The 24,145-nt window shown below is 71.1% G+C and carries 24 protein-coding genes; 11 read left to right on the top strand and 13 right to left on the bottom strand.

Going from position 1 to position 24,145, the window contains the following annotated elements:
- Nucleotides 1-138: 138 nt before the first annotated feature.
- Genes OV208_RS05520 through OV208_RS05510 form a run of 3 tightly spaced genes read right to left on the bottom strand, consistent with a single transcriptional unit; the run spans nucleotide 139 to nucleotide 1,865 of the window.
- Nucleotides 139-948: a sigma-70 family RNA polymerase sigma factor gene (locus tag OV208_RS05520; RefSeq protein ID WP_267572740.1), complete on the bottom strand. Its 810-nt coding sequence runs from the start codon at nucleotides 946-948 to the stop codon at nucleotides 139-141.
- On the bottom strand, nucleotides 929-1,420 hold the full coding sequence (locus OV208_RS05515) for a DUF6691 family protein (RefSeq protein WP_267572739.1): 492 nt from the start codon (nucleotides 1,418-1,420) through the stop codon (nucleotides 929-931). The genes OV208_RS05520 and OV208_RS05515 overlap by 20 nt, the downstream gene beginning before the upstream one ends.
- Nucleotides 1,421-1,439: 19 nt before the next feature.
- Nucleotides 1,440-1,865 (bottom strand): YeeE/YedE family protein, encoded by a 426-nt coding sequence (locus OV208_RS05510; RefSeq protein ID WP_267572738.1) that lies wholly within the window; start codon nucleotides 1,863-1,865, stop codon nucleotides 1,440-1,442.
- A gap of 129 nt (nucleotides 1,866-1,994) precedes the next feature.
- Here OV208_RS05510 and OV208_RS05505 point away from each other — a divergent pair, with 129 nt between their 5' ends.
- Genes OV208_RS05505 through OV208_RS05495 form a run of 3 tightly spaced genes read left to right on the top strand, consistent with a single transcriptional unit; the run spans nucleotide 1,995 to nucleotide 3,912 of the window.
- Entirely contained in the window at nucleotides 1,995-2,696 is a 702-nt protein-coding gene (locus OV208_RS05505) for an MBL fold metallo-hydrolase (protein WP_267572737.1), read from the top strand.
- 34 nt (nucleotides 2,697-2,730) lie between these two features.
- Entirely contained in the window at nucleotides 2,731-3,048 is a 318-nt protein-coding gene (locus OV208_RS05500) for a rhodanese-like domain-containing protein (protein WP_267572736.1), read from the top strand.
- Nucleotides 3,049-3,075: 27 nt separating this feature from the next.
- On the top strand, nucleotides 3,076-3,912 hold the full coding sequence (locus OV208_RS05495; RefSeq protein WP_267572735.1) for a sulfite exporter TauE/SafE family protein: 837 nt from the start codon (nucleotides 3,076-3,078) through the stop codon (nucleotides 3,910-3,912).
- A 375-nt stretch (nucleotides 3,913-4,287) separates the two neighbouring features.
- Here the strand turns inward: OV208_RS05495 and OV208_RS05485 are convergent, their stop codons facing one another.
- The 3 genes from OV208_RS05485 to OV208_RS05475 all read right to left on the bottom strand — a co-directional run bounded on the left by OV208_RS05485 (nucleotide 4,288) and on the right by OV208_RS05475 (nucleotide 9,455).
- Nucleotides 4,288-7,491, bottom strand: coding sequence for an AAA family ATPase (locus OV208_RS05485; protein WP_267572734.1), 3,204 nt, complete (start codon nucleotides 7,489-7,491; stop codon nucleotides 4,288-4,290).
- Nucleotides 7,488-8,738 carry a metallophosphoesterase family protein gene (locus OV208_RS05480; RefSeq protein WP_267572733.1) on the bottom strand — a complete coding sequence of 417 codons (1,251 nt, stop codon included), beginning with the start codon at nucleotides 8,736-8,738 and terminating at the stop codon, nucleotides 7,488-7,490. Before OV208_RS05480 ends, OV208_RS05485 begins: the two co-directional genes overlap by 4 nt.
- 255 nt (nucleotides 8,739-8,993) lie before the next feature.
- Nucleotides 8,994-9,455, bottom strand: coding sequence for a hypothetical protein (locus tag OV208_RS05475; protein ID WP_267572732.1), 462 nt, complete (start codon nucleotides 9,453-9,455; stop codon nucleotides 8,994-8,996).
- A gap of 51 nt (nucleotides 9,456-9,506) precedes the next feature.
- Here OV208_RS05475 and OV208_RS05470 point away from each other — a divergent pair, with 51 nt between their 5' ends.
- Nucleotides 9,507-9,818: a hypothetical protein gene (locus OV208_RS05470; RefSeq protein WP_267572731.1), complete on the top strand. Its 312-nt coding sequence runs from the start codon at nucleotides 9,507-9,509 to the stop codon at nucleotides 9,816-9,818.
- A gap of 16 nt (nucleotides 9,819-9,834) precedes the next feature.
- On the opposite strand, the gene OV208_RS05465 is transcribed toward OV208_RS05470, so the two are convergent.
- Entirely contained in the window at nucleotides 9,835-11,208 is a 1,374-nt protein-coding gene (locus OV208_RS05465; RefSeq protein WP_267572730.1) for a sensor histidine kinase, read from the bottom strand.
- Nucleotides 11,209-11,470: 262 nt separating this feature from the next.
- On the opposite strand from OV208_RS05465, the gene OV208_RS05460 reads away from it, so the two are divergent.
- Complete coding sequence (locus OV208_RS05460; protein WP_267572729.1) at nucleotides 11,471-12,091, top strand: hypothetical protein; 621 nt, start codon at nucleotides 11,471-11,473, stop codon at nucleotides 12,089-12,091.
- Between the two features lie 3 nt (nucleotides 12,092-12,094).
- Here the strand turns inward: OV208_RS05460 and OV208_RS05455 are convergent, their stop codons facing one another.
- A complete protein-coding gene (locus OV208_RS05455) occupies nucleotides 12,095-12,832 on the bottom strand; it encodes an SAM-dependent methyltransferase (protein WP_267572728.1) in 738 nt (245 codons plus the stop codon).
- A gap of 192 nt (nucleotides 12,833-13,024) precedes the next feature.
- Between OV208_RS05455 and OV208_RS05450 the strand changes: the two genes are divergently transcribed.
- Nucleotides 13,025-13,813 carry an alpha/beta fold hydrolase gene (locus tag OV208_RS05450; protein WP_267572727.1) on the top strand — a complete coding sequence of 263 codons (789 nt, stop codon included), beginning with the start codon at nucleotides 13,025-13,027 and terminating at the stop codon, nucleotides 13,811-13,813.
- A 46-nt stretch (nucleotides 13,814-13,859) separates the two neighbouring features.
- Nucleotides 13,860-14,294, top strand: coding sequence for a hypothetical protein (locus OV208_RS05445; protein WP_267572726.1), 435 nt, complete (start codon nucleotides 13,860-13,862; stop codon nucleotides 14,292-14,294).
- A 3-nt stretch (nucleotides 14,295-14,297) separates the two neighbouring features.
- Here the strand turns inward: OV208_RS05445 and OV208_RS05440 are convergent, their stop codons facing one another.
- On the bottom strand, nucleotides 14,298-15,539 hold the full coding sequence (locus tag OV208_RS05440) for a radical SAM/SPASM domain-containing protein (RefSeq protein ID WP_267572725.1): 1,242 nt from the start codon (nucleotides 15,537-15,539) through the stop codon (nucleotides 14,298-14,300).
- Between the two features lie 168 nt (nucleotides 15,540-15,707).
- On the opposite strand from OV208_RS05440, the gene OV208_RS05435 reads away from it, so the two are divergent.
- A complete protein-coding gene (locus tag OV208_RS05435; RefSeq protein ID WP_267572724.1) occupies nucleotides 15,708-16,079 on the top strand; it encodes a hypothetical protein in 372 nt (123 codons plus the stop codon).
- A gap of 1 nt (nucleotide 16,080) precedes the next feature.
- Here OV208_RS05435 and OV208_RS05430 read toward each other — a convergent pair whose 3' ends face one another.
- The gene (locus tag OV208_RS05430; protein ID WP_267572723.1) at nucleotides 16,081-16,785 is read right to left on the bottom strand and encodes a molybdopterin-dependent oxidoreductase; all 705 of its coding nucleotides are present in this window, start codon (nucleotides 16,783-16,785) and stop codon (nucleotides 16,081-16,083) included.
- Nucleotides 16,778-17,437: a cytochrome b/b6 domain-containing protein gene (locus OV208_RS05425; RefSeq protein ID WP_267572722.1), complete on the bottom strand. Its 660-nt coding sequence runs from the start codon at nucleotides 17,435-17,437 to the stop codon at nucleotides 16,778-16,780. Before OV208_RS05425 ends, OV208_RS05430 begins: the two co-directional genes overlap by 8 nt.
- 146 nt (nucleotides 17,438-17,583) lie before the next feature.
- Here OV208_RS05425 and OV208_RS05420 point away from each other — a divergent pair, with 146 nt between their 5' ends.
- The 3 genes from OV208_RS05420 to OV208_RS05410 all read left to right on the top strand — a co-directional run bounded on the left by OV208_RS05420 (nucleotide 17,584) and on the right by OV208_RS05410 (nucleotide 22,695).
- Nucleotides 17,584-17,925 (top strand): hypothetical protein, encoded by a 342-nt coding sequence (locus tag OV208_RS05420; protein ID WP_267572721.1) that lies wholly within the window; start codon nucleotides 17,584-17,586, stop codon nucleotides 17,923-17,925.
- A 153-nt stretch (nucleotides 17,926-18,078) separates the two neighbouring features.
- Nucleotides 18,079-20,682, top strand: coding sequence for a right-handed parallel beta-helix repeat-containing protein (locus OV208_RS05415; protein WP_267572720.1), 2,604 nt, complete (start codon nucleotides 18,079-18,081; stop codon nucleotides 20,680-20,682).
- A 204-nt stretch (nucleotides 20,683-20,886) separates the two neighbouring features.
- Nucleotides 20,887-22,695: a penicillin-binding transpeptidase domain-containing protein gene (locus OV208_RS05410; protein WP_267572719.1), complete on the top strand. Its 1,809-nt coding sequence runs from the start codon at nucleotides 20,887-20,889 to the stop codon at nucleotides 22,693-22,695.
- 56 nt (nucleotides 22,696-22,751) lie between these two features.
- Here the strand turns inward: OV208_RS05410 and OV208_RS05405 are convergent, their stop codons facing one another.
- A complete protein-coding gene (locus tag OV208_RS05405; RefSeq protein WP_267572718.1) occupies nucleotides 22,752-23,552 on the bottom strand; it encodes a hypothetical protein in 801 nt (266 codons plus the stop codon).
- A complete protein-coding gene (locus OV208_RS05400) occupies nucleotides 23,552-24,139 on the bottom strand; it encodes an imm11 family protein (RefSeq protein ID WP_267572717.1) in 588 nt (195 codons plus the stop codon). Before OV208_RS05400 ends, OV208_RS05405 begins: the two co-directional genes overlap by 1 nt.
- Nucleotides 24,140-24,145 lie beyond the last annotated feature (6 nt).

Genomic DNA, 24,145 nt, shown 5'->3' with positions numbered 1-24,145 from the left:
TTTGGGGGCCGCTTTCGATGAGGGGGACCCCTCGGGGGAGGGGTTGAGTCACTGGGAGCGCGTCGAGGGGGCGCGCTCCCAGTGTTTTTTCCAGGGGTCGGTCTGGATCCGCGCGGGGGCGCTGGGTCGGCCGGCCCTTCAGTCCGTCAGCGTCCGTGACATCGCCTGTCGCACCGCCGCCCGCACCGTCGCGGGCACCGCGCCCCCGGGAATCCTTCGACACAGGGACACCGTGCGCTGGAGTTCGTCGCAGGCTCCGGCACAGCGGGCGCAATGCGACAGGTGCTCCTCCAGGCGCACGCAGGTGGCCTGGTCCACCTCCTTCGTGGCGAACTCCGAAAGCTCCCGCGTCAGCTCCGGGCAGCCCGGGTTCGTGCCCTGGGCGCCTTCGCCCAGCAGCGTGGCCAGGTGTTCGCGCAGCAGCAGGCGTGCGCGGTGCAGCCGGCTCTTGAGCGCCCGCACCTCGATGCCCACCACGTGCGCGGCCTGCTCCGCCGTGAGGCCCTCCACGTCCCGGAGGATGAGCACCTCGCGCGCATCCTCCGGCAGGGCCAGGATCGCGGCCTGGAGGACTTCCCCCAGGTGCCTCGCGTGGGCGCGTGCATCCGGCAGGGACTCCTCCGCCGCGACCCGGCCCGCCTCGGGGGACTCCAGGCTCTGGAACTCCGTGGGGGTGCCCACGCGCTGGCGCCGCAGGCGCAGGCAGTGCGTGCGCGCGAGCTGGTACAGCCAGGTGGACAGCGCCGCGTCGCCCCGGAACGCATGCAGTTCGCGGAAGGCCGCGAGCAGCGTCTCCTGGAGCACGTCCCGGGCATCCTCCTCCGAACCGCACATGCGCAGACCGAACCGGTACACCTGGGGCTCATGACGGGTCAGCAACTCGTCCAGGGCCTGGCCGTCCCCCCGGCGCGTGGCCTCCAGCAACTCCTCATCGGTTCGCGTCGACATGGCCCGCTGTCTTCCCTTCCCCTTCGGGGAACACCCCCGCCGGTCTCCCGGATGCCGGGACGGCGGCCTGGACGCCCCGCGCCAGGGCCATGCCGGCGAACATCGCGGCGACGAAGAGGAGCACGGACGGCGCCCCGGTGGCGAGCGACGTGAGCGCGGGCCCGGGACAATAGCCGCCCAGCCCCCAGCCCATGCCGAAGAGGGCCGCGCCCGCGAGCAGCCTGCCGTCCACCCGCCGCGCCGGGAAGGTGGGGAAGTGCTCGGCGAAGAGGGGACGCTTCCTTCGAAGGATGAGGGGCCGGAGCGCCGCGTGCACGGCGACGGCTCCGCCCATCACCAGCGCGAGCCGGAAGTCCCAGTCGCCCGCGACGTCGAGGAAGGCCAGGACCCGGGAGGGATTTGTCATGCCACCCAGGCCCAGGCCCAGGGCGAAGAGCAGGCCGCTGAAGAACGCGCCGGACGCGGAACGCATGGGGGAGGCTCCTTTTTCTCTAGAAGACATGCCGGGCCACGAAGACGGTGAGGGCCCCGGTGGCCATGAAGGTGAGGGTGGCGGCCAGGGAGCGGGGGGCGCCCCGGCTGAGACCGCAGACGCCATGTCCGCTGGTGCAGCCGTTTTCCAACCGCGAGCCGAAGCCCACCAGCAGGCCCGCCACCCCGAGCAGGACGGTGCCGCCGCTGCCGGGAGGCACTGGGGGCGGAAGGGCCGTGGGAAGCCACCCGCCGAGCAGGGCACCGCCTCCGAGCAGCCCCCCCAGGAAGGACACCCGCCAGGCGATGTCCCCGCGCGAGGGCGACAGCAGCGCACCCGCGATGCCGCTGATGCCCGCCACGCGGCCCTGGGTGAGCAGGAGGAGGGAGACACCCAACCCGATGAGCGCGCCGCCCAGGAGGGGAAGGAGGAAGGAGGAGGTCATGCCCGTGAGAGCCAGGCGCCCGCGAAAAGGATTCATCCGGGGCCTTCCAGGCAGCCGGGCAGGGGGAAAAAACAGGGGGCCTGAATCCTCCGGACCCGCTCCTGGCTCTCACGTCCAGGAGGTCACGACATGATTTTCCGACAACTCTTCGACGCGGAGTCCTCGACGTACACCTACCTCGTGGGGGAGGAGGGGACACGGCAGGCCGTCCTCATCGACCCCGTGCTGGAGCAGGTGGAGCGGGACCTGCGGCTGGTGGACGAGCTGGGCCTCGTGCTCACGCACGTCCTCGACACCCACGTGCACGCCGACCACGTCACCGCTTCGGGCGTGCTGCGCGAGCGCACGCACTGCACGGTGGTGGGGGGCGTGGGCGGCGCCGCGTGCGCCAACGTCCAGGTCCGCCACGGGGACTCGGTGCGGGTGGGGCCGCTGACCTTCCAGGTGCTGGCCACGCCGGGCCACACGGACGACAGTGTCAGCTACCTGCTGGGGGACCGGGTCTTCACCGGGGACGCCCTGCTGGTGCGGGGCAATGGCCGGACGGACTTCCAGAACGGAGACGCGGGCCAGCTCTACGACAGCATCACCCGCGTCCTCTTCGCGCTGCCGGACGCGACGCGCGTCTACCCGGCCCACGACTACAAGGGCCACACGGTGACGAGCATTGGCGAGGAGACGCGCCACAACCCCCGCCTGGCGCACGCGGACCGGGAGGCCTTCATCCACATCATGGAGAACCTCCACCTGCCCCAGCCGAAGAAGATCGACATCGCGGTCCCGGCCAACCGCGCCTGTGGACGGGCGGCGTCCCCTCCCCAGGGCGCGTGAGCCCCGGGGCCCCTTCACCGAAGAGAGGTTGCACATGACGTATCAGGACATCGCTCCGGCCCGGCTCTCCACGCTGGGCCCCGACGTGCGGCGCATCGACGTGCGCGAACCGGACGAATACACCGGCCCGCTGGGGCACCTGCCCGACGCGGAGCTCGTCCCGCTGGGGACGCTGGAGGCGGCCTCCGCGGACTGGCCGCGTGACGCGCCGCTGCTGCTCATCTGCCGTTCGGGGGGACGCTCCGCGCGGGCGGCCCAGGCCCTGGCGCAGCGGGGCTTCCAGCGCCTCTACAACCTCGCGGGCGGGATGCTCGCGGTGCGCGAGTCGCCTCCTGGCAGCACGGGGGGCTGAGCGCTCGCGCGCCTGGAGCGGATGCCCATGCCCTTCGTTGGCTATGCCCTCGCGGCGCTCATCGGAGTGTCGCTCGGGTTGCTGGGGGGCGGGGGCTCCATCCTCACCGTCCCCCTCTTCATCTACGTCCTGGGCTTCGGCGCGAAGGAGTCCATCGCCATGGGCCTGGCCGTGGTGGGCGTCACCAGCCTCTTCGGCGCGGTGCACCATTGGCGCCACGGCAACGTCCAGCTCCGCGCGGCCGGGGTGTTCGGCGCGATGGCGATGGCGGGCACCTACGCCGGGGCACGGCTGGCCGTGTTCATCCCGGGCGCGGTGCAGTTGGTGTTGTTCGCCTCGGTGATGCTGGTGGCGGCCTTCTTCATGTTCCGCAACGGGCGCAGGGACGCGGTGCTCGCGGCGCGCAAGCAGGCGGAGGCCGGGCCTCGCAAGGCCCCCGTGCCGGTGATGGTGGCGGCGGCCCTGGCCGTGGGAGGCCTCACGGGTCTGGTGGGCGTGGGCGGTGGCTTCCTCATCGTCCCGGCGCTGGTGCTGCTGATGGGCCTGCCGATGAAGCAGGCGGTGGGCACCAGCCTGCTCGTCATCGCGCTGAATTCGTTCGTGGGCTTCGCGGGCTACCTGGGCCACGTCGATGTTCGCTGGGGCTTCCTCGCGGCGTTCACGGCCGTCGCGGTGGTGGGCATCCTCGTGGGCAGCCGGGCGTCCCACCACGTCTCGCCCGCGGTCCTCAAGCAGACCTTCTCCGTCTTCCTGGTGGTGATGGGGCTGTTCATCCTCTACCGGAACCACGACGCCTTCGGGCAACTCCAGCAGCCGCCCGAGGTCGACCGGTCCGGCCGCGCTACCTCTGGACGGAGAGGATGATCCAGCGCCGCGTGTCCACGGCGTAGGATGAGGCCACAATACTCCTGGCCATAGTCCCGCTCCTGGGCCCTGGGCAGGGTCATGACCGCCGGACATAGTTGATCAATGACGTCATCGATATCGCGAGACGGGGTGATGGCGTCCCATGGACCTCGGACCCACACCCTGTTGCTGCTTTCGTCGAAGCCGTAATCGCGCGAAGCAAGAGACGACTCAGGCCCTCCAGCACAGCCCAGGGCATAAAAGCAGAGGGCCGCGACGATGCGTGCGTGCACGTGGTTCTTCGAAGGACTTGATGTCGCGAGCAGCATCCCGGAGTCTGGCACGTGCTCCTGACAAGGACCCGGACCTCCTGAGTCCCGTACCCGGTTTCGCCTACCCCCCGGAGACCACCCGCAACGCCTGGGCTCCTTCGCGCGCTGGCAACCGCGTGGCTCCGGCCAGCTCCAGCACGTGCGCGCCTTCGGCCTCGAAGTGCGCGCGCAGCCAGGGGTGGCAGGTGAAGGCGATGACCTGGTGGTGTTCAGCCATCCGCGCGAGGAGGCGCACCGCGCCACGGGCCCGCTCCGGATCGAAGTTCACCAGCACGTCGTCCGCGATGAGCGGCAGCGCGCCGCGCGTCTCCCCGAAGTAGCGGATGACGGCCAGCCGGAACGCCAGGAAGAGCTGCTCGCGCGTGCCTCGGGACAACTGCTCCGCGCTCCAGTCCCTGGCCCCGTCGCTCACCCGCAGCTCCCGCGCATCCCCCGCCGGGATGTAGACGCGGCGGTAGCGGCCTCCCGTCATCTCCAGGAAGGACTCGCTCGCCAGTTGGATGACGCGCGGCTGCTGCTCTTCCTCGAAGCGCCGCCGCGCCCGTCCCAGCAGCGCCAGCGTCAGCCGGTCCGCCGCGTAGCGCGTGGCCAGCTCCGACGCCTTCGCCCGCAGCGTCTCTTCCTGGATGCGCAGCCGGAACACCCGGTCGTCGTTCTCCCATTGGGATAGCTGCGTCTTCAGGCTGCCCTGCTCGGTGAGCACCGCCTTGAGCCGCTCGCCCTCGGTGCGATAGCGCTCGCGCAGGCCGGACAGCCGCTCCTTCAGGCCCGCCTCCGCGCCCGCCGCGTGCACCTCCGCGCGCGCCACGTCCTCCTTGAGGCCCGTGAGCGCCTGCACCCGCTGGCCGTGCTCGCGCACCCGGACGACCAGCTCCGCGTACCGTCGCGCCTGCACCGCGCGGTGACGGAAGGTGGCCTCGTCCTGGCACCCGCCTTCCGCGAGCAGCGCGTCCAGCGTCTGGTCCTCGTCCAGCACCAGCTGATCCAACCGGGCCTTCTCCGCCAGCAATTCCCCGCGCTGTCCATCCAACTGGCGTTGATCCGCCGCCCTCGCGCGGACCTCCTCCAACGCCAGGGACACCCGCGCCGCCACCGTCTCCGCCGGACCCTGAGGCAGGGCCGCCGCATGGGCCTCGGCCAACAGCCGGGACGTCGTCGCGCCACACGCGGCCTCCGCCACGGTGAACTCCTCCTCGTCCGTGCGCAGATCCAACAGCCGCTGCCTCAGCGCGGAGGCATCCCGCCACAACGTCAGCGCCGACGCCGGGGCCAGGGCCACCGGGAAACGCCGCGCCACCAGGAATGCAGCCCACTCCTCGCGCAGCGCGTCCGCGCGTTGCTCCGCGCGCAGTCGTAGCTCCTCCACGCGCTGCTCCTCGCGCACCGCCCCGTCCCACGCCGTGCGCTGCGCGTCCTCCTCGCGCACGAGCAACTCGCGCCGTTCGGCCTGAGTCAGCCGCTCCGCCAGCAATGACTCCTGCGCGGCCAGGTCGGACAGCGACGCGCCCGGGGACAGGCCCGCCGCGCCGGAGGCATGCAAGAGCTCCCGCTGGAGCAGCTCCTCGCGCGCGGACATCGTCGCCTGCGCCGCGCGGAAGCGGTCCTCCTCCTGCTTCCGCCAGCGGTGCCGCGCCGCCTGCGCATCCAGGCTCGCATGCCGCGCCGTCTCCACGCGGTGGCGCACGAGCAGCAACAACCCCACCAGCAGCACCCCGCCCACCGCGCACAGCACGCCCACCGAAACACCCGCGAGCACCGCCGCGAGCACCGCGAAGCCCAGCGCCACGCCTCCCGCCGCCACCACCCATGACAGCGGCAGCAGCGAATGCAGGGGCACCGCGTCCGTGGGTGCCCGCACGCCGTCCATCTGCCGACGCTGCTCCAGGCGCTGCTCGGCCAGCCGCTCCAGGTCTCCGCGCACCGCGCGCATCCGGCCCACCGCCGCCTGCCGCTGGCGCACCTGCGCGGGCCGCTCGTCGGGCAGGGACTCCACCTCCACCTGGATCCGCGCCAGCGACGTCTCCAGCCGCGTCCGCTCCTCGCGCGTCCGCACCAGCTCCGTCTCCGCCGCGCCGACCGCGCTGTCCGAAGCGTCCAGCCGGCCCGCCAGCGCCTCCAGCTCCCCGCGCGCCCGGGCCCCCAGGTCCAGCGCGAGCAACCCGCCCGCATCCACCGCGAGCCCCAGCTCCCCCAGCGCCTGCTCCAGTTGCCGCCGCCGCGAGGCGAGCGAGGCCCTGCGCGCGGGCAGGGCGCGAAGCTGTTCCGAATGTCCCGCGAAGGCGGCCAGCGCCGTGCGCAGGGCCTCGGAGCGCTCGCGCACGGGCCAGGGCGCGGCGTGCCGTTCCCGCGCCTCGTCGATGGGCGCCAGCCGCTCATGCAGCTGCGCCTGCTGGGCCCGGTACGTCTTGCGTCGCTGGAGCACGTCCTCCAGCCGCGTCTCTCCGCCCGCGGGGAAGGTGTCCAGCACCGGCAGCTCGGCCAGCTCCGCGCGGTCGCGCGCGAGCACCGACAAATCCCCCAGCGCGGACTCCAGCCGCACCGCGTGGTCCAACTCGCGAGCGGCCTCCTTCTGCGCCACCTCCAGCGCATGGCCCTCCGCGATGCGCCCCGTCAGCCGGTCGCGCGTGGAGAAGTAGAGCGCGGGCCGGTCCCCCGCCTCGCGCAGCGCCTGCTGCACGTCCTCCAGGTCCTTCATCACCTTGTTCAGTTCGGGCTTCTGCCCTCGCGGCGCGTACAGCCCTTCCGCGTCCTTGCGCAGCCGCTCCAGCGCTTCGGGCAGCCGACGCGCGCCCTGCATGCCGGCGGCGAACAGCGCTTCGGACACGCCGCGCTGCTGCGCCAGTCGCTGGAAGGACGACAGCTCATCCAGCCGGAAGGCGAACACCTCGAAGAACAGGTCCCGGGGCACATCCGCCAGCGCCTGCGCGAGCAGCGTCTCCGGCAGCGGCTGCCCCTCCGGCGTCTGCACCGTGAGCGTGCCCTCCGACGCGCGCTTCCCCACGCGTCGGCGCACCACCAGCGGCCCCGCCTCCGTGTCCAACCACAGCTCGCCGCCGAAGAGCGCGCCCTCGGGTTCGTAGCGCTCCGGCTGGCCGCGCTTCTCGAAGCCGAACAGCACGCCGCGCAGGAAGGCCAGCAGCGTGCTCTTGCCCGCTTCATTGGGGCCATACAGCAGCGTGAGCCCCGGGGCCGGCGCCCCCGAGTAGCCCGAGAAGTGCCCGAACCCATCCACCTGGAAGCGGTTGATGCGCAGTCCTGGCTTCATGACGTCTCCTCGTGGAGTTGCTCCACGCCGCGCTGTCCCGCCTGCGCCACCAGCTCCGGACGGGGCGCTTCCAGTGCGTCCACGCCCAGCCGCTTCAAGCGCTGGCCCAGCGTCGTCAGTTCCTCGTCGTCCCACAGCGCCGCGAGCGCCGCGTCGTCCTGCTCCAGCGTCCGGGCCTCCTCCAGCAGCGTGCCCATGAAGCCGCCACCGGCCCGCACCGCCTCCAGGTCCACCTCCGGCCGGCTGCCGTCCCGGAGCGACTCCAGCAACACCGGCGGATGCGCGCGCGACAGCCGCTCCCGCAGGTCCGCCTCCAGTTGCGCCCGAGCCCCCGGCCGCGACAGCTCCCGGTGCAGCGGACCTCGGCCCGCCAGCGTGAGGCGCACCGCGTGCCCGTCGAAGTCCTCCGCGCACCGCCCCTCCACCACCTCCGTCGCCACCGCCTGGAGCGCGTCCAGCGAACCCACGCCGAAGAGCGGCACGTCCAGCCGGTGCCAGCGCACCCGGTCCACCGGCACGAAGCGCCTGCGCGCGACGCCGTCCTCCACGTCCACCACCACGCAGCCGCGCTCGCCCGTCTCGTGGATGTGCCGCCCCTGCGGATTGCCCGGGTACACCGCCACGCCGCCGCCGGGCAGCAGGTGCTCCGCGCGCGTGTGCACGTGGCCCAGGGCCCAGTAGTCCAGCCCGCCCGCCGCCAGGTCCGCCGCGGTGCAGGGCGCGTAGTTCGCGTGCCCCGCGTCGCCGCCCAGGTTCGCGTGCAAGAGGCCCACGCTGAAGTGCGTGCCGGTGCGGCGGAATCTCGCGGACAGGTTCTCGCGCACCTCCACGTCCGGATAGGACACGCCCTGCACGTGGCACAGGCGCCGGCCCTCGCGCCGCACCTCCACGTCCTCCCACTCCGGCCCGAACACCTTCACCGAAGCGGGCAGCCCCAGCGTGCCGGTGTCCCCGCTCAACGGATCATGGTTGCCGTGGACGATGAAGGTCTGGATGCCCGCCCGGTCCAGCCGGGAGAGCTCCGAGCGCAGCGCCAGCCGAGCGCGCACGGACCGGTCCTTCACGTCGAACAGGTCCCCGGCCAGCAGCAGGAACGTCACGCGCTCTCGCAGACACACGTCCACGATGCGCGCGAGCGCCAGGAAGGTGGATTGCTGGAAACGCTCCAGGAGGGGCCCGTGCGTGGCGACCCCCCGAAATGGCGTGTCCAGGTGCAGATCCGCGGCATGGACGAACGAGAAGCGCATCGTGTGGGCAACGTACCCGAGTCTCCCCGCACGCCCGACTTTCCCTCCCCGGAGGGTGATGCACCGGTGGACACACGGGATGTCCTGGAGTCGCACCGAGCGTCCGACTTCGGAAACCCGCCACGTCGTCCCGCGCCCACGGCCTCGCGTCGCGCGCTCGCGCCCTGCATGCCGCACGCAAAGCGGGAGGCGCGGGCCCAGCAGTCCACCCTGCCGGGCCCGCGCCTCTCGTCTTCCAGGACGATGCCCCGGCGACTAGCGCGTCGTTTCGTTGCCCGAGCCGCCCGTGTTGCCGCCGGTCCCGGTGGTGTTGTTGCCGCCGGACGTGTCCATGTCGTGGCCGGTGGCGCCGGAGCTACCCGAGGAGTCCATCGGCTCCTGCATCATTCCGGAGCCTCCGGTGCCGGAGTCCATGCCCATGCCGGAACCTCCCGTGCCCGCGTCCATCATGCCGGAGCCGCCCATGCCCTCTTCCGTGGAGCCCGACGTGCCGGTGCCCGTGCTCGGTGGGGGCTCCGTCTGCGTGCTCGGTGGGGGCTCCGTCTGGGTGGGGGAGTGCATGGTGTCCCCGGTGCTCTGGGTGCTGCCGGAGCCACCCGTGCCACCGCCCTCCTGGGGCGCCATGCTCTCCGACGAGCGGTCCCGACTCTGACACCCGGAGAGGGCCATCGCGCCCGCCACCGCCCCCACCACCAGCCATCGCGTGTAACCCGTCATTCGCGCTACCTCCATTGGATGTGACGAACCCAAGGCTGGGAGTGATGGCGCGTGGTGGCATCGTCCTGGCTGGCCAAAGCCGTCGGTTCGCCCACCCTGCCTGCCGCGAGGTGGGCGCTCGCCGGGTCGTCCACTTCAGGGCAGGCGTCAGGGTTCGCGACGGAGCACGAGCAGCGCGTACTCCAGCCCGCCATCCATCAGGCCCTGTTGCAGCCACAGGTGGTCGCGCTGCGACTCCACCCGCACGGCGTTGAGCGCGGCGCGCAGGTCGCGGGCGTTGGCGGGCGCGAGTCGCCGCTGGCCGGGAGCGATTCGCTGGCGCTGGCCCGGCCCGGTTCTCCCGGGGCGGGGTGCGTCTTGTGAAAGGCTCTCAGGGGCTTCATCGGTACTCCCGGGGCAGCAGGATGCGAAGCAGGGCTCCGCCGCCCGGCCCGTTGTGGCGATGCAGCAGGCCCCCGCTGGCGCGCAGCAGACACTCACTGGTGTAGAGGCCCAGGCCCGTGCCCTGGGGTTTGGTCGTGTGGAGCTCTTCCGCGGGCGCGGTGAGTCGCTCGGGGGGGAAGCCGGGTCCGTCGTCCTCGATTTCGACCTCCAGCCGTCCGCTGAGCGGTTCGGTGCGCGCGCGGATGAAGACCTGGGAGGCACCCTGTTCGCCATTGCCCTCGCATGCGTTGACCACCAGGTTCTCCACCACCCGGCGCAGCGTGACGGGTCCTCCGCGCAGCAGCGCGAGCTGGGGACGGGGCGGCTCCAGCTCCACGTGGATGTCCACGTCCGGGAAGCGTAAGGAAACCTGGGCCTGCACGGCCTCCAGCACGGGCCCCAGCTCCACGGGCTCGGGTTCGGTGCCGGCGAAGCGGCGGCCCTTGGCGCGCACCTCCTTCACCATCTCCTCGATTTGCCGGAGGCTGTCCTGGAGCTGTCGGGCCTGGTCCTCGAATTCGGAGCGCGCCAGCAGGCCGCGCTGTCCGCCGATGGCCTTCATCATGTCCGCCGCGCTGCCCGCGTGGAGCAGGGCCTGCTCCATGTCGTGGTGGTGGCGCAGCATCTCCGCCATGGCCTGGGTGAGCTGGCCCACGTCGCGCTCCTGCTGTTCGATGAGCTGCGCGTGCACGGCGGCGCGAAGGCGCTCCGCGTCGGCGCGGGCCTGGTCATGGCGCACGGCGAAGGCGCCCAGGTACAACTGGGCGAACAGGGCCGACGGAATCACGACGGCGAAGAGCACCGCATGGTCGGAGCTGACGCGCAGGGGCAGGGCGCACAGCATGCCCACGAGCGTGCCCACCGCGAGGAAAGGCTGGCGCCACGTCACGCGGTACTGGCGGCCATGCACGGCGGTGGTGAAGACGAGCACCAGCGCGAAGACGAAGGCCCCCGGCATCGCGGCGAGCGCCATGAGGCTCGCGAGGAAGAAGTGCAACATGGCCATGCAGGGCAGCCGCCAAAGCCAGCCCCAGGTGGACAGCCGCGTCCGGCGCGAATGCACGAGGGAGAATGCCAGCCCGTTGATGATGCCGGGCACGAAGCACGCGAACGCGGTGGAGAAGGGGATGGCGAAGAACGTGCGCGCGCCTGGGGCCCACGCGATGACGGCGAGCAGCGCGGTGCCAGCGAGGACGGTGCCCACGCAGGAGCCCACGCGTTCGGAGGCGAGGATGTGGGCCGCGTCCTGGGCATGCATCCAGCGGCGGAAGGCCGTCACCACCCAGGAGGACGCATCTGGCGGGGCGCTCCTGCGCGGACCGCGAGGCATGCGGGGGGCGCTCCGCGACGCGGCATCACCTGCGCGAGGCCGGCCATGGGCGTGCCCGGACGGATGGCTGTGGTCCTGTTGCGGCCTCATGCTGGTCACCCCCCGCACCAAGCACAGCCTTCTGCGTCGTGAAGCAAAGGCGAGCCCGGGTTCCCGGTCAAACCAGGGGGAGGGGCACTGTTGGCCAGTCCGCCGTGTGGGTCTGTCGTCCCAGTGCGTTACGCGCTTGGGTGCGCGTACGAGGCGGAGTAGAGGGGCGCCCATGCGTGACAGAATCCAGACGGTGTTGCGGCAGCTGGCCCAGTCCTCCGAGCTGGAGGTTCGGTGGCTGCATACGTTGTCGCTGCTGGAGTTCATCGGTGCGCGGAAGATTTCGCGCACGGTGGCGGACCGGCATCCGACGCTGGAGGTGTTGGGGCACCTGGCGGACGAGACGCGCCATGCCTTCACCTTCAAGCAACTGGCGTGCGAGGTGGCGGGCCGCGAGGACGTGACGGAGTTCCTGAGCGTGGGCGCGGCGTCGACGTGGTTCCAGTCGCTGGACCGTGAGCTGGCGACGTGGGCGATGCAGCTGACGGGAGAGACGGACGTGCACCTGCACTACCTGCTCACCACGGCGGTGGTGGAGCGCCGGGCGATGGTGCTCTACCCCCTCTACAAGGCGGCGACGCGGCACGCGGTGGTGCGCGAGGAGCTGGGCCGCGTGGTTGTGGAGGAGCAGGCCCACCGGCGCACCATCGAGGATGCCTGCGCACAGCGCCTGGCGAAGGTGGGCGCGACGCTGGAGCCCGCACTCGCGCTGGAGGCGCGCCTGTTCGAAACGTTCCTGGGCGTGCTGGAGAAGGACGTGGCGACGGCGCTCGAAGGGTCCCGAGCGGCCTGACCTTCAGTCCTCGTCCGGTGTGTCCCGAGGCTCCTCGCCCACGCCGGACAGCAGCACCAGCTTGGAGCCATTCCACGTGGCCTGGAGGTTGCGGGCCCGGCGGGCTCTCTTGCGGCTCAGCTCCACGCCCACCGCGTCCATGCCCAGCGCGTTGGCCACCGCGAGCGCCGTGCCGTGGCCGCAGAACGGATCCACCACCGTGCGCGTGCGCGTCTGCTCCAGGATGAAGCGGCACGCCACCAGACACGCGGACAGCCCCATGCCGCGCGTCCACGTCACCTCGCCGGCCTCCGGCAGCACGTCCGCGGTGGACTTTCCCGCGTCCGCCTTCAGCCCCTTGGAGAAGCACAGCAGGTGCGAATACGCGGGCCGCCCGAACGTCACCGTGCCCGGCGTCCGACGACACACCACCTTGTGCCAGAGCGTCTCGAAGCCCGCCGCGTCCGCCGCCTTGGACACCAGGTAGCCCTTGTCCACCCAGGCCCCGTCCTTCTTCACGTCGGACTGGTAGAACACCGCCACCCCGTCCTCCGGCACCCGCGACAACACCCGCGCCGCCGCCCCCACGAACCAGTCCTTCCACTGGGGCACCGTGAGCGAGGGGAACTCCGACACGTCCGGCATGGACGCCACCACCGAGCACCCCTCCAGCACCGGGCGTGCGTCCAGCCACGCCAGCGCGTCCTCGCAGTACACCGTGCGCTTGGGTCCCGCCGCTCCGCTCCGCTCGTCGTCCGTCATGACGCGACGCAGTCTGCCAGAGCGCACCCGCTCCCACCCTTCATTCCCGCCGAGCCCTACCCGCTGGGGAAGCCCGTCCATCCAGGGAACAGGCAACCCCCGAGCATATGGACGCCCCTGCTCGGTCGTGGCTTGCTACACTTTCCGTCTAACCCTGCTTCACCCACTCCCCCCGGAGTAAGGATTCCCCTCATGCCCACGACGACCGCGACGGATGGCACGCCTTTGCATTACCGGGTGCTGGGAGATGGACCCCGCACCGTGGTGCTGGTGCATGGGTGGATGGTGTCGGGCGCGGTGTGGGACGCGATGATCGAGAAGCTCGACATGGCGGGGCTCCGGCTGGTGGTGCCGGACCACCGGGGCACCGGCAAGTCCGGGCGTCCGACGTCTGGCTATTCGCTGGAGCAGTACGCGAAGGACGTGCTCGCGGTGGCGGACCATGCGGGAGCGAAGCGCTTCGCGCTCGTCGGCCACAGCATGGGCGGGCAGATCGCCAAGTGGGTCGCGTCCGAAGCGCCCGAGCGCGTGTCGGGGCTGGTGCTGCTCAACTCGGTGCCTGCTTCGGGGCTGCCCCTGCCTCCGGACGCGGCGGGCCTGTTCCGCACGTCGGCGGGGGACCGGGAGAAGCAGAAGACCATCCTCGGCCTGGCCTGCAAGCAGTTGTCGCCGGAGTCGCTGGAGAGCCTGTTGAAGGACTCCGGTGACGTGTCGAAGGACGCCATCGAGCAGTGCTTCGACGCCTGGACCGCGGGCGGCTTCGCGCACCGGTTGGCGTCCATCACGGCGCCCACGCTGGTGGTGGCCACGGATGATCCGTTCCTGCCGCCGGTGTTCCTGAAGCAGGCGGTGGTGGCCCTCATCCAGAACGCGCGCCTGACGCACCTGCCGGGGCCGGGGCACTACCCGCAGGTGGAGCGTCCGGCGGAGACGGCGGCGCTGTTGGGAGCGTTCCTCGCGGGCAACTCCGCCCAGGCCTGAAGCAGCATCCGCCAGTCGGTTGGACCGGGAAGCAGGAGCGAACGCGATGGCCTGGAGCATGTCCTTCGAACACGACGCCGAAAACGACGTGGTCACGGCGAACTTCACCGACTGCATCCTCGTGTCGGACGAGGACGTGTATCGCTGGCGGAGTGAGGTGGAGGAGCAGTTCGCGAAGTTCAGCGGCCGGGTGGATCTGCTCATCAATCTGGACGGGCTGGTGGTGCGCCACACCGCGGGGCGCACCTTCGGCAAGGAGCGCCGCGAGGTGCTGGAGCGCAACACGCACCGCTCGTTCCGCTACGGTGGTGATGAGACGACGCGCGTGTTCATCGCCACCAGCGGCGCCATCCACGGCGCGGCGGTGAACCACTACCCCACGCGCGAGGCCGCCCTGGCCGCGCTGCTGGCGGAGCGGGACGCCCTGCGCAAGGGCGGCTTCATGCCCTTCATGTCCAACTACCGCAGCACCAAGCTCTGAGGCTCAGGCGGCGGGCCGGGGCCAGCGCTTCGTCTTGACGTATTCGCGCTTCAGCTCCGGCTTCGGGTCGGGCGCGTCCACCGGCTCCTCCACGATTTCGAAGAGGCCGTTGTCAAAGGGCCTGCCGGGAGCCGGGGCCTTGGGAAGCAGTCGCTCCCGCACGCCTTCCGCGGCGCGGGCCTTCGCGCGGTAGTGGCAGTAGGGGTTGTTGCCCGGCCGGCCGAACAGCGCGTGCGCGGTGAAGCTGCACCCGGCCATGCACGTCTGGGCGAACGGACACGTGCGGCAGAAGCCCCACAAATCCTCCACCGTGCGCGTCCGCGTGAAGGCGAGCTGGGGCGTGTCGTCCCAGATGCGCTCCAGCGGCTGCTCGCGCAGGTTGCCTCCCACGTAGTGGGCGCTCTGGAGGGAGGGGCAGCCCTTCACGGCGCCGTTGGACTCGATGCCCATCACGTACCTGCCCGCCTGACAGCCCTGCCAGTGGTCCCGGCCTTCGGCGTGCACGGAGCGCAGCCGCGCCTCCTCCGGTCCGAAGTAGCCCAGGTTGTTGCCCGGCATGACGGTGATGCGGTCCTGGCGCGCGTGCAGCTTCAGCCGGTCGATGCGCGGCATCAGGTCCACCAGGTCCCACGGTTGCAGCAGCAGGTCCGGGCGGTCCGCCGCGCGTCCGAGCGGCGCGGTGATCTGCACCTGCCACGCCCCGATGCCCTGCGTGCGCAGGTGCGCGTAGAGGCCCTCCAGGTCGCCCTGGTTGAGCCGGTTGAGGTTGGTGTTGGCGGCGGTGCGCACGCCCGCCGCCTTCAGGAAGCCGAGCGCCGCCGTCGCGGAAGCGAAGCTGCCCCTGGCCGCGCGCATGAGGTCGTGCGTGGGCTCCAGTCCGTCGATGCTGACCGACGCCGCGTACAGCCCCGCCTGCGCCATCCGCGACGCCAGCTCCGCGGTGATGCCGCGTCCGCCCGTCGTCAGGCCCGGGCGGATCCCCGCCGCCTTCAGCGCCTGGATGATGTCGAGGAACCCCGGGTGCAGGTACGCCTCGCCGCCAATCAGCACCACCTCCCGGGCGCGCATGGCCGACAGCTGCGTCACCACCCCCAGCGCCTCCTCGGTGCTCAGCTCGCCGGGACGCGCGGTGCCCGCCCGCGAACCGCAGTGCGTGCAGGGTTGATCACACGCCAGCGTCAGCTCCCACACCACGTAGGCGGGGTGGTAGTCGGCGCGGCCCACATCGAGGCGACGGTTCACCATGGCGGCGCAGCCTAACGGGACACTCCTGTCGGTTGCATCCATGACACTCATGTCCTGCTGGGACGGTTTCCGGGGCCGCGCTGCTGGGGACTCCCGAGGGTGGCTCCTGGCACCCTGCTTGCTTTGAGCCGGCCGGCTTCAACCCCCACTCCGACAAGGATGTCCTGCATGTCCCCGCTGTCGAGCTGCCCGTCCTGCCAGGGTTTCAATCCCGCCGCCGCCCGCGCGTGCCTCCACTGTCAGCGCCCGTTGGGCCCGGGGCGCCCGCCTCGCAGGGCGTCGTGGGTGGCCACGCTGTGGACGCTCACGGGGGCCAGTGCGACGGCGCTCACGTTGATGGCCTGCTACGGAATGCCGCCCTGCGAGGACGGGACCTTCGATTGCGTCGAACCGCCGGACGCGGGCAACTGCGACGTGCGGGCGGAGGCGGATGGAGGCGACGTGGATGCGGGCGACGTGGACGCGGGCGACTGCGTGCCCGTGGCCGACGACGCGGGCGTGGATCCGGACGCGGGCGTGGAGGCCGACGCGGGGCTGTGAGCTACACGCCGGCGAACCACTCGTAGCCCCGGTCCTCCCAGTAGCCGCCGCTGGCCGCTGGGAGGAACCGGACGGTGGTGAGGTACTTCACCATCTTGTAGCCCAGCTTCACGCCCGAATAGAGCCGCAGGGGCGCGCCGTGGCCAGGCTCCAGCAACTGGCCGTTCATGCCGTACGCGAGGAGCGTCTGGGCATGCAGGGCGCTGGGCGCGTCCCACGACGAGTAGTAGCCGCTGTCGAACGAGCGGAACTCCACGAAGCCCGCGCGAGGGTCGGCGCCCACCGCCCGCGCCAGGTCGCTCACGCGCACGCCGTGCCATGACGCCACCGCGCTCCAGCCCTCCACGCAGTGGTGGCGGATCCGGTAGCCGGTGCGCGGCAGCCGCTGCAATTCCTCCAGTGAGAAGGAGCGCGGCTGGGACACGAGTCCGCCCACCTCCAGACGCCAGCCGGCCGGGGCCAGGGGCACGGTGTCGGAGATGAAGTAGTGGGGGAAGTCCCTGGGCGGGGTGAGCTGCTCGATGGGCTCCTCGGGAGCGAGCCGGGTGGGGCTGAAGAGGGCGGTCTGCGCGCGCTGGTTGAAGCGCTCCATCGCGCCGAGGAACCCTTCGCGCGGGCGGCTGGAGTCACAGGCGCTGGTGGCGAGCGCGGCGGCGCCCAGCAGCACGCGGCGGCGGGTGAGGACTCGGGGCCCGGCCTCAGACATGGGGCTTCCTCCCGCCGGTCACCATCTCTCCGAGGGTGCGCGGGTGCAGGGCGACGAGCACCACGTGGCCCACGGTGAAGAAGGCGAGCAGCGCGAGCAGCAGCAGGTGCACCGCGCGCGCCGGGTCGTAGCCGCCGAAGAGGGAGGTGAGCCAGCGCAACTGCACGGGCTTGTGGAGGGCGAGGCCGGACAGGACGGACAGCGCGCCCAGGACGAGCGCGGACGTGTACGCCAGCCGCTGGAGGCCGTTGTAGAGGCCGACCTGCGCGGGCGCGGGGCGGATCCGCAGGTAGTACGCGAGCGTGGCCACGGCGTCGCGCGCGTCGCGGTGGGGAAGGAACAGGCGGCGGCGCCACTCGCCACTGAAGGCGAGGTAGAGCACGTACACGACGCCATTGAGGGCGAGGAACCAGCCGAAGGCGAAGTGCCAGGCCCGTGCCCCCGCGAGCCAGTCTCCCAATCGCAGCCACGAAGGCGGGACGGCGCCCTGGAAGGGATAGAGCGCGTAGGCGTGACCGCGAGGACCCATGCGCGGATACGCCGCGAGGATCTGCAGGCCGCTGGCGGCGAGGATGGCGAGCAGCGGCACGTTGGCCCAGTGCATGAGGCGGATGGGCCACGGCTGGGGACGGCGCTGTTCAGGCGGGTGCACGCGGCGGAGCACAGCACCAGGGCTCGGGGCGCGGCTACGCGAGAGGGTGACGGCTGCGTGTTGGAGAACGTCGCTGGGGGATTTCGTCGGCCAGTGGATGGCGGACGTGCGCGCGGGGGTGGGGGCAGGGTGTTAGATTCCCGCGAATGGGAACCTTCCCGCGTCCGACCCACCTGCTGGCCTGGATGCGCCTGTGGTGTGCTCGACCTGGGATGTACCTGGTGGGGGCTCCCGACTTCCAGACGGTGAACGTCTCGTATCTGCGCATCTGGATCATGGGTTACGACCTGGCGCGCGAGGACCTGGGGCAGCCGTCGGAGCACGAAGGCTTTCGCGAATGGCTGTTCGCGCGAAGGCCCGAGCTTCGCCACCACCCGTTCTGGTACGGCGAAGCCCTCCTGCCGGAGCTGGGGAACGACCACGGGAGGGTGATTGCCCTGATCGCGCAGTGGGTCGAGCAGTATGCGAGCGAGCGAGGGCTTGCGTAGAAGTCGTGCCCGTCCAGAAGTCGCGGGCGAGTGGCATCCATTGGACGACGCGCCGCGCGAGAGGGCTCGGGGGGAGCCCGGTGAATTGGACGTGGCAGGGCGACCCGGTATCGTCTCCCTTTGCCCCCAGCGTCTTCCGAGGACGGTGCGACCATGCGACGAATCCATGCGGTGCACCTGGCGGGAGCCCTGCTGCTGACCACGTTCGGCTGCGTGCAGGAGGAGCCCTCCTTCGAGGTGGCACCGTCCGGCGGTGCGCGGCTGGTGGTCGCGCTGCCCCGCTCCCTGGCAGCGACGAGCGTGGCGGAGGTCACGTCCACGGCGACGAATGGCTCGGGGAAGGAGGCGTCGTCGAGCCTGGCCAAGGAGGACAACCTGTGGGTCGGCGAGATGGGCCCGGTGACGGTGGCGGGCGAAACCGTGGGCCTGCGCGTGGATGCCCGGGATGCCGCGGGCACGACGCTGGCCACGGTGAGCGTGCCGACGTTGGAACTGGCGCGGTATGGCGATGCGCTGGTGGTCGCGGTGCCACAGCCGGAAGCCGCGCCGGGAGAAGCGGGCGGCAACACCGCCCCGCGCATCGACGCGGTGGTGGCCTCGGTGTCCCGGGTGGTCGCGGGCCAACGTGTGGAATTGCGTGCGTGGGCGCACGACCTGGATGCCGGTGAGGTGCTGTCCTACGCGTGGAGTGCTTCCGAAGGTTCGCTGGAGTGCCCGGAGGACCCCACGCAGCCCACGTGCACGTGGACGGTTCCCGCGACGGCCAAGACAAATGTAGACGAGGTGCTGGGGCTCAGCGTCTCGGATCCGCGAGGCGGAGCGTCCTCGCTCAGCTTCCGGTTCGCGGTGGGTAAGGTGGGCGCTGTGGCTTCGAACGAGGACATCCAGTTCAACCGCGCCCCTTTCCTGGAGGCGGCCGTGGAGCCCCAGCAGGTGGGCGTGGGGCTACCCATCACCGTGGAGGCGAAGGCCACGGACGAGGACGGGGATGCGCTGACCTACGCGTGGAGTGCCACCTGCGTGGGCACCTTCGAGGGTGCCAACACGTCCAGCGTCATCTTCACCCCCACGGAGGAGCCCGATGACTGTGGCTGCCAGGTGGAAGCCCGGGTGGAGGATGCCTTCACGGGCGCGGACACGAAGGTGGTCGCGAAGCTGTGCGTGCGGCACAGCGAACCGCCCGTCATCGGCACCCCGACGCAGTCCGCCCCCAGTGCCCTCGCGGGCGAGCGCGTGACCTTCACCGCGACGGCGACGGACCCGAGAGGCGAACCGCTGACCTTCACCTGGACGACGAGCGCGGGCGCGGTGGGCACGGCGGTGGGCGACGGCACGACGAGCACGGTGGAATGGACGGAGCTGTCCTGCGTGCCGGCGGACGTGACGCCCACGGTGGAGGTGACGGTGACGAACGCGTCAGGTTCGAGCGCGCGGCACACCTTCACGGTGGAGTGGACGGACCGGCGCTGCGGCGCGCTGGCCGGAGCGTGCGCATTCACGATGGCCCCGTCACAGGTGACGCTGTCCGCGGACTGCGTGACGCAGGGGCCGGTGTTCATCCCGGACGGCTTCACGTTCGACGGGGCGGCGCACACGGTGACCGCGGTGGAGGACGTGGACGCGGGGGAGCACTTCCAGGGTGCGGTGCTGCGCAACCGGGGGCCGGTGGTGGGCGTGCACAACGTGACGGTGACGGCGCGGAACCTGTCGGATGTGTGTGACACGGGCGCGGCCCGGCTGCGCGGCATCTTCCTGGAGGGGGCGAGCGGCGTGGTGGTGGACACGGTGGTGACGGACCTGCACCAGAAAGGAAACCTGAGCGGGTGCCAGGAGGGCGTCGCCATCGAGGTGCGCAACGACGCGGCCGGCGCCATGCCGGTGAGGGTGGACGTGCTGCGGAACCGGGTGACGGGCTACCAGAAGGGGGGCGTGGTGGTGGTGGGGCAGGTGGAGGCGACGGTGGAGGCCAACATCCTGGAGGGCGGAGGGCCGGTGGACCACATCGCGCGCAACGGCCTCCAGGTGGCTTACGGGGTCTCGGGTCGGGTGGAGGGCAACCTGGTGACGGGCCACGCGTACATGGGCCCGGATATGGCTTCCGGCATCCTGGTGGTGGGAGGTTCGTCCTACGGCGCGGGACGCTCGCTGTGCCACGACCTGCTCATCCAGGGCAACGACGTGACGGGAAACGACGTGGGCATCAATCTGGCGCAGGGCGAAGGGGGCAGCTTCAGCGCTCCTTCGGAGCCCACCCGCATCCAGGTGCTGGAGAACGTGCTGCGCAATGACGCGTTGACCAATGGGTACGTCTATCAGGCGGCCATCGCGGACTACGGGACCGGCAACCTCATCAGCCTCAACAAGATCAGCGGTGATGGCTACGACCCCGAAGCGCATCCGGACAAGGCGTTCTCCGTGGACGTGGTGGCGGTGAGCGCGCAGCGACTGGTGGCCTTCGCCACGCCGGCACGGACGGTGGATGGGGAGACCTGCTCCGAAGCGCTGGTGGTGCAGGGGCGGGATGTCGCGGACAACCTCGCCTCGCTGGTGGATCCGACAGTGGAGCTGACCGCGTCGGAAGGCGGAACGGCGTTCCACCTGCAACCGGATTGCTCGGATGCGGCGGTGACGTCGGTGGATCTCGCGGGTGCGCAGCGCGAAGCGGTCTTCTACGTCCGGGCCGGAGCGGCGGGCGTGTTGACGGTCACGGCGACCGGCGACGGCGTGAGCACGACGCAGGACCTGACCGTCCGCTGATCCGGAGCGGGGCGCGCCTCATGCTCCGCGTGTGCGTGACACGCGTGGGTGCGCGACGGCTGGTCCGGGAGGGACAGGGGTCGGCACATCGTTGTCGCCTCGGAAGCCACGGCGCGGTACACGGGGCGCGTGCACGGACGGGCGGTCATCACGTGGGTGGGGCTCTGCCTCCTTCTTCTGCTTCCCTCCTGTCTGCCGCGCGCCGTGAAGAAGGGCGTGCCGGGTGGACCGGAGGACGTGGCCCGCGTGTACCTGGAGGCCTGGGCGCGCAACGACCCTGACGCCCAGCGACAGGCGCTCGTGCAGGTGCCCGAGGACTTCGACGCGCAGGACGCGCGGTGGAGGCAGGGCCTGGGCGTGGTGGCCTCGCGCTTCGAGGGGCTGGACCTCGAAGCCGAGGATGACCGCGTCGCGGTGGTGGTCTTTCGCGGCGTGCACACGCTGCGGGGGCTGGGTGACTGGGAGGTGGAGTCGCGGCTGCGCTTCGAGCGCAAGGGCCAGCGCTGGCTCCTGCGCTGGACGCCGGAGGTATTCCATCCGGAGGCGCGCGCCGGAGACAGCTTCGGACGGCTGCGAACGTGGGGCCCGCGCGCCGCGCTGCTCGACGCCAGCGGAGCGCCGCTCACCGTGCCCGGAGAGGTCATCAGCATCGGTGCGTATCCGGGGAGGGTGAGGGACGGCACGGCCGTGGCCAGCGCGCTCCAGTCACAGCTCGGAGTGGATCCCGCCAGGGTCCAGGCCCTCCTGAAGTCCGCGGCCTCTCAGCCCGAACAGTTCGTGGCGTTCATCGACGTGCGCCCGGAGCGCTATCAGCAGGTGCGCGCCGTGCTGGCGCCGGTGCCCGGAATCTTCTTTCGCAAGAAGGCCGCGCGCCTCACCCCGGCGGAAGGCTTCGCCGCGCACACGCTGGGACGGGTGGGCGAGGTGACGGCGGAGGCGCTCCAGGTCCTGGGCCATCCCTATCAGGCGGGAGACCTCGTGGGCCTGTCGGGCCTGGAGCGGGCGCAGGAGAGGATGCTAGCCGGGAGCCCCGCAGGAGAGGTGCGACTGCTGCGCCGTTCGGGAGAGGCCGTGGTGCTCTACCGCTTCGAAGGCGCGGCGGGGACGCCGGTGCGCACCACGCTGAGAAGGGACGTGCAGGCCGCGGCGGAGGCAGCGCTCGCGGACGTCACGAGGCCGGCGGCGCTGGTCGCGGTGGACACGGCCACGGGCGAAGTGCTGGCGGTGGCCAGCCGTCCTCTGGGAGAGGCATTGCACCGGGCGCTGACGGGGCGCTACCCCCCGGGCTCCACGTTCAAGGTCGTGACAGCCGAAGCGCTGCTCGCGAGCGGTGTGAAGCCAGACAGACGCGTTGACTGTCCCGTGGAGGTGACGGCGGGCCGCAGGCGCTTTCGCAACTTCGAAGCCGAGGCTTTCGGCGAGTCGAGCTTCCGGCAGGTGTTCGCGCTCTCGTGCAACACCGCGTTCATCCAGCTCGCCGCGAGGTTGGGGCGGAACGCGCTGGAAGACGCGGCCAGGCGCTTCGGCTTCGGGGTCCGCTACGACGTGGGGCTGCCCTCGCCCGGTGCCTCCTTCCCGGCGCCCGGGGACGATGCCGACCGCGCGGCGGCCGCGATGGGGCAGGGGCGAGTGCTGGCCACGCCGCTGCACATGGCCACGGTCGCTGCGGCGGTGGACACCGGCGTCTGGCACGCACCGCGCTTGCTGGCGGACGCGGAGGCGGGCCCGGAGGCACGGCTGAGCGCGGGCACCCCGGCGGGCCTCCGCAACCTCATGCGCGCGGTGGTGACGGAAGGGACGGCGAAGTCCGCGGTGAGCCTCCAGGGGCTCATGGGCAAGACGGGGACGGCGGAGTTCGGCACGGCGCTGCCGCCCGAAACCCACGCCTGGTTCATCGGCCTGCGCGGAGGCATGGGCTTCGCGGTGTTCGTGGAAGGTGGCGGCGTGGGAGGCCGCGTCGCCGTCCCCATCGCGGCGCGCTTCCTCCAGACGCTGGATGCGTCGGCGCGGTGAGCGCGGCGGTCGTCGCGTGAGGCGGCTCAGCCGATGCGCTTCACGGTAGAAAAAGACTATCGCTCCGCGTTGTGAGCTTCGGCCGCAGGGGGCTTCGAGCCCTGGTTCTCCAGGGGGAGCCTGGCCATGGGCGGACAGTAGGGATGGGCTTCGCAAGGCCCTGGGAGGCCTGTGCGCTCCCAGATGCGGAGCAGGGCAAGCCCCTCGAACCAGAGGAATCGATAGGGAGCGAGCTTGGGCTCCGAGGCCGTCAAGGCCTGCACCTGGCGTTCAATGTCCTCCTGATGGAGGACGCAGAGCGCGGAGAAAGAATCGTTGAGTGCGAGGCCCTCTCGCGAGAGGAGGCCGCGAACCCATGATTGTCGGTGCTCGTTCAGTTCGCCCCCCAGGACCCCGAGTCGTGCAAGCAAGGTGTCGAGTCGAGGGCCCCTACCGCCATGCGTGAGGACGAGTTGCTGGAGGATCTGGGCCCAGCACGCGTCGTCCTCGTACTCCTCCTTCTCTTGCCAGCGGTCTGGTGAGGTTTCCGCAAGCTGGTGCGCGAGCTCCCAATGGCCGGCGAGGATGGCGCCGAGAAGTGGCTTGTTTCGACTGATTGCAGGAGCAGCCCACTGTCGGGCTCTCTGATGCTTCAGGAAACGAAGCCAGTGACTGGCGGCGTTGTGGAGTTCCTCGCGAAACCTCGAGGGGCTCCCCTCGACCAACAAGGCACCCGCGGCCAGGGTGTGGAAATGCAGAGACACCCCTTCGAAACCCTGGAGGGTTTCCTGCCGGCCGCCCGTCAGGTCCAGGCGGGAGAGAAGCCAGGGGATGGCTTCCTCCGAGCGCTGGCAAAGAGAGAGCAGGTCGATCCGCATCACAAGGCGAATCCATTCCAGCCCTCTGCTGGGAAGGCCTTGAGGCCTGTCACTCCGGCGGAGAGGAGCGCCTCATGGAGCGATGCATGGAGGAAGATTTCGCGCATGCGAGTCCGGGCTCGGAAGAGCAGCGCCCCGGACTCGACGTCCTCTGCCTTCACCGCCAACCGCTTGATGCGGAAGATCTGACTCGGGTCAAATGGGCTGGAGACGTAGTCCGACCGCTCCATGTCGATGATGTCCTGGACGTCTAGGACATTGAGGATGGAATGCTCCGTGGAGGCGGCGCGCCCTTTGTGGTCCAGCAGCGTGACGGGGAGGGTCTCGAAGCGATTGGCTCCGAACTGGACGAGTACATCCACCATCTTGGCCGAGACGATGGGGAGCCCCAGGGTGTTGGTGACGAAGTCGAAGACGTTGATGAAGTTCGGGTAGTTGTTGGAAAAGCCCATGGCGCCACCCCGAGGGAAGCGATCTCCCAGGGGCATGGCTTCGAAGAAGTCGGGATCGTCAGGGCTGCCGGCGGGCAACGTCTCGAGCACGGCCCCATCGTTCACGCTGGCAGGAGTCAAGACCCAGTAGCTCATGCGAGA

The organism is Corallococcus sp. bb12-1, from assembly GCF_026626765.1.
In the GTDB taxonomy this organism is placed as follows: domain Bacteria; phylum Myxococcota; class Myxococcia; order Myxococcales; family Myxococcaceae; genus Corallococcus; species Corallococcus terminator.
The sequence above is the reverse complement of the archived record's forward strand: the minus strand, read 5'-3'. Positions and strand labels throughout refer to the sequence as shown.

What these genes read in the sequence shown, in the direction of transcription:
- OV208_RS05520 (WP_267572740.1), bottom strand. Translation starts at nt 948, where the DNA reads ATGTCGACGCGAACCGATGAGGAGTTGCTGGAGGCCACGCGCCGGGGG.
- OV208_RS05515 (WP_267572739.1), bottom strand. Translation starts at nt 1,420, where the DNA reads ATGCGTTCCGCGTCCGGCGCGTTCTTCAGCGGCCTGCTCTTCGCCCTG.
- OV208_RS05510 (WP_267572738.1), bottom strand. Translation starts at nt 1,865, where the DNA reads ATGACCTCCTCCTTCCTCCTTCCCCTCCTGGGCGGCGCGCTCATCGGG.
- OV208_RS05505 (WP_267572737.1), top strand. Translation starts at nt 1,995, where the DNA reads ATGATTTTCCGACAACTCTTCGACGCGGAGTCCTCGACGTACACCTAC.
- OV208_RS05500 (WP_267572736.1), top strand. Translation starts at nt 2,731, where the DNA reads ATGACGTATCAGGACATCGCTCCGGCCCGGCTCTCCACGCTGGGCCCC.
- OV208_RS05495 (WP_267572735.1), top strand. Translation starts at nt 3,076, where the DNA reads ATGCCCTTCGTTGGCTATGCCCTCGCGGCGCTCATCGGAGTGTCGCTC.
- OV208_RS05485 (WP_267572734.1), bottom strand. Translation starts at nt 7,491, where the DNA reads ATGAAGCCAGGACTGCGCATCAACCGCTTCCAGGTGGATGGGTTCGGG.
- OV208_RS05480 (WP_267572733.1), bottom strand. Translation starts at nt 8,738, where the DNA reads ATGCGCTTCTCGTTCGTCCATGCCGCGGATCTGCACCTGGACACGCCA.
- OV208_RS05475 (WP_267572732.1), bottom strand. Translation starts at nt 9,455, where the DNA reads ATGACGGGTTACACGCGATGGCTGGTGGTGGGGGCGGTGGCGGGCGCG.
- OV208_RS05465 (WP_267572730.1), bottom strand. Translation starts at nt 11,208, where the DNA reads ATGCCTCGCGGTCCGCGCAGGAGCGCCCCGCCAGATGCGTCCTCCTGG.
- OV208_RS05460 (WP_267572729.1), top strand. Translation starts at nt 11,471, where the DNA reads ATGCGTGACAGAATCCAGACGGTGTTGCGGCAGCTGGCCCAGTCCTCC.
- OV208_RS05455 (WP_267572728.1), bottom strand. Translation starts at nt 12,832, where the DNA reads ATGACGGACGACGAGCGGAGCGGAGCGGCGGGACCCAAGCGCACGGTG.
- OV208_RS05450 (WP_267572727.1), top strand. Translation starts at nt 13,025, where the DNA reads ATGCCCACGACGACCGCGACGGATGGCACGCCTTTGCATTACCGGGTG.
- OV208_RS05445 (WP_267572726.1), top strand. Translation starts at nt 13,860, where the DNA reads ATGGCCTGGAGCATGTCCTTCGAACACGACGCCGAAAACGACGTGGTC.
- OV208_RS05440 (WP_267572725.1), bottom strand. Translation starts at nt 15,539, where the DNA reads ATGGTGAACCGTCGCCTCGATGTGGGCCGCGCCGACTACCACCCCGCC.
- OV208_RS05435 (WP_267572724.1), top strand. Translation starts at nt 15,708, where the DNA reads ATGTCCCCGCTGTCGAGCTGCCCGTCCTGCCAGGGTTTCAATCCCGCC.
- OV208_RS05430 (WP_267572723.1), bottom strand. Translation starts at nt 16,785, where the DNA reads ATGTCTGAGGCCGGGCCCCGAGTCCTCACCCGCCGCCGCGTGCTGCTG.
- OV208_RS05420 (WP_267572721.1), top strand. Translation starts at nt 17,584, where the DNA reads ATGGGAACCTTCCCGCGTCCGACCCACCTGCTGGCCTGGATGCGCCTG.
- OV208_RS05415 (WP_267572720.1), top strand. Translation starts at nt 18,079, where the DNA reads ATGCGACGAATCCATGCGGTGCACCTGGCGGGAGCCCTGCTGCTGACC.
- OV208_RS05405 (WP_267572718.1), bottom strand. Translation starts at nt 23,552, where the DNA reads ATGCGGATCGACCTGCTCTCTCTTTGCCAGCGCTCGGAGGAAGCCATC.
- OV208_RS05400 (WP_267572717.1), bottom strand. Translation starts at nt 24,139, where the DNA reads ATGAGCTACTGGGTCTTGACTCCTGCCAGCGTGAACGATGGGGCCGTG.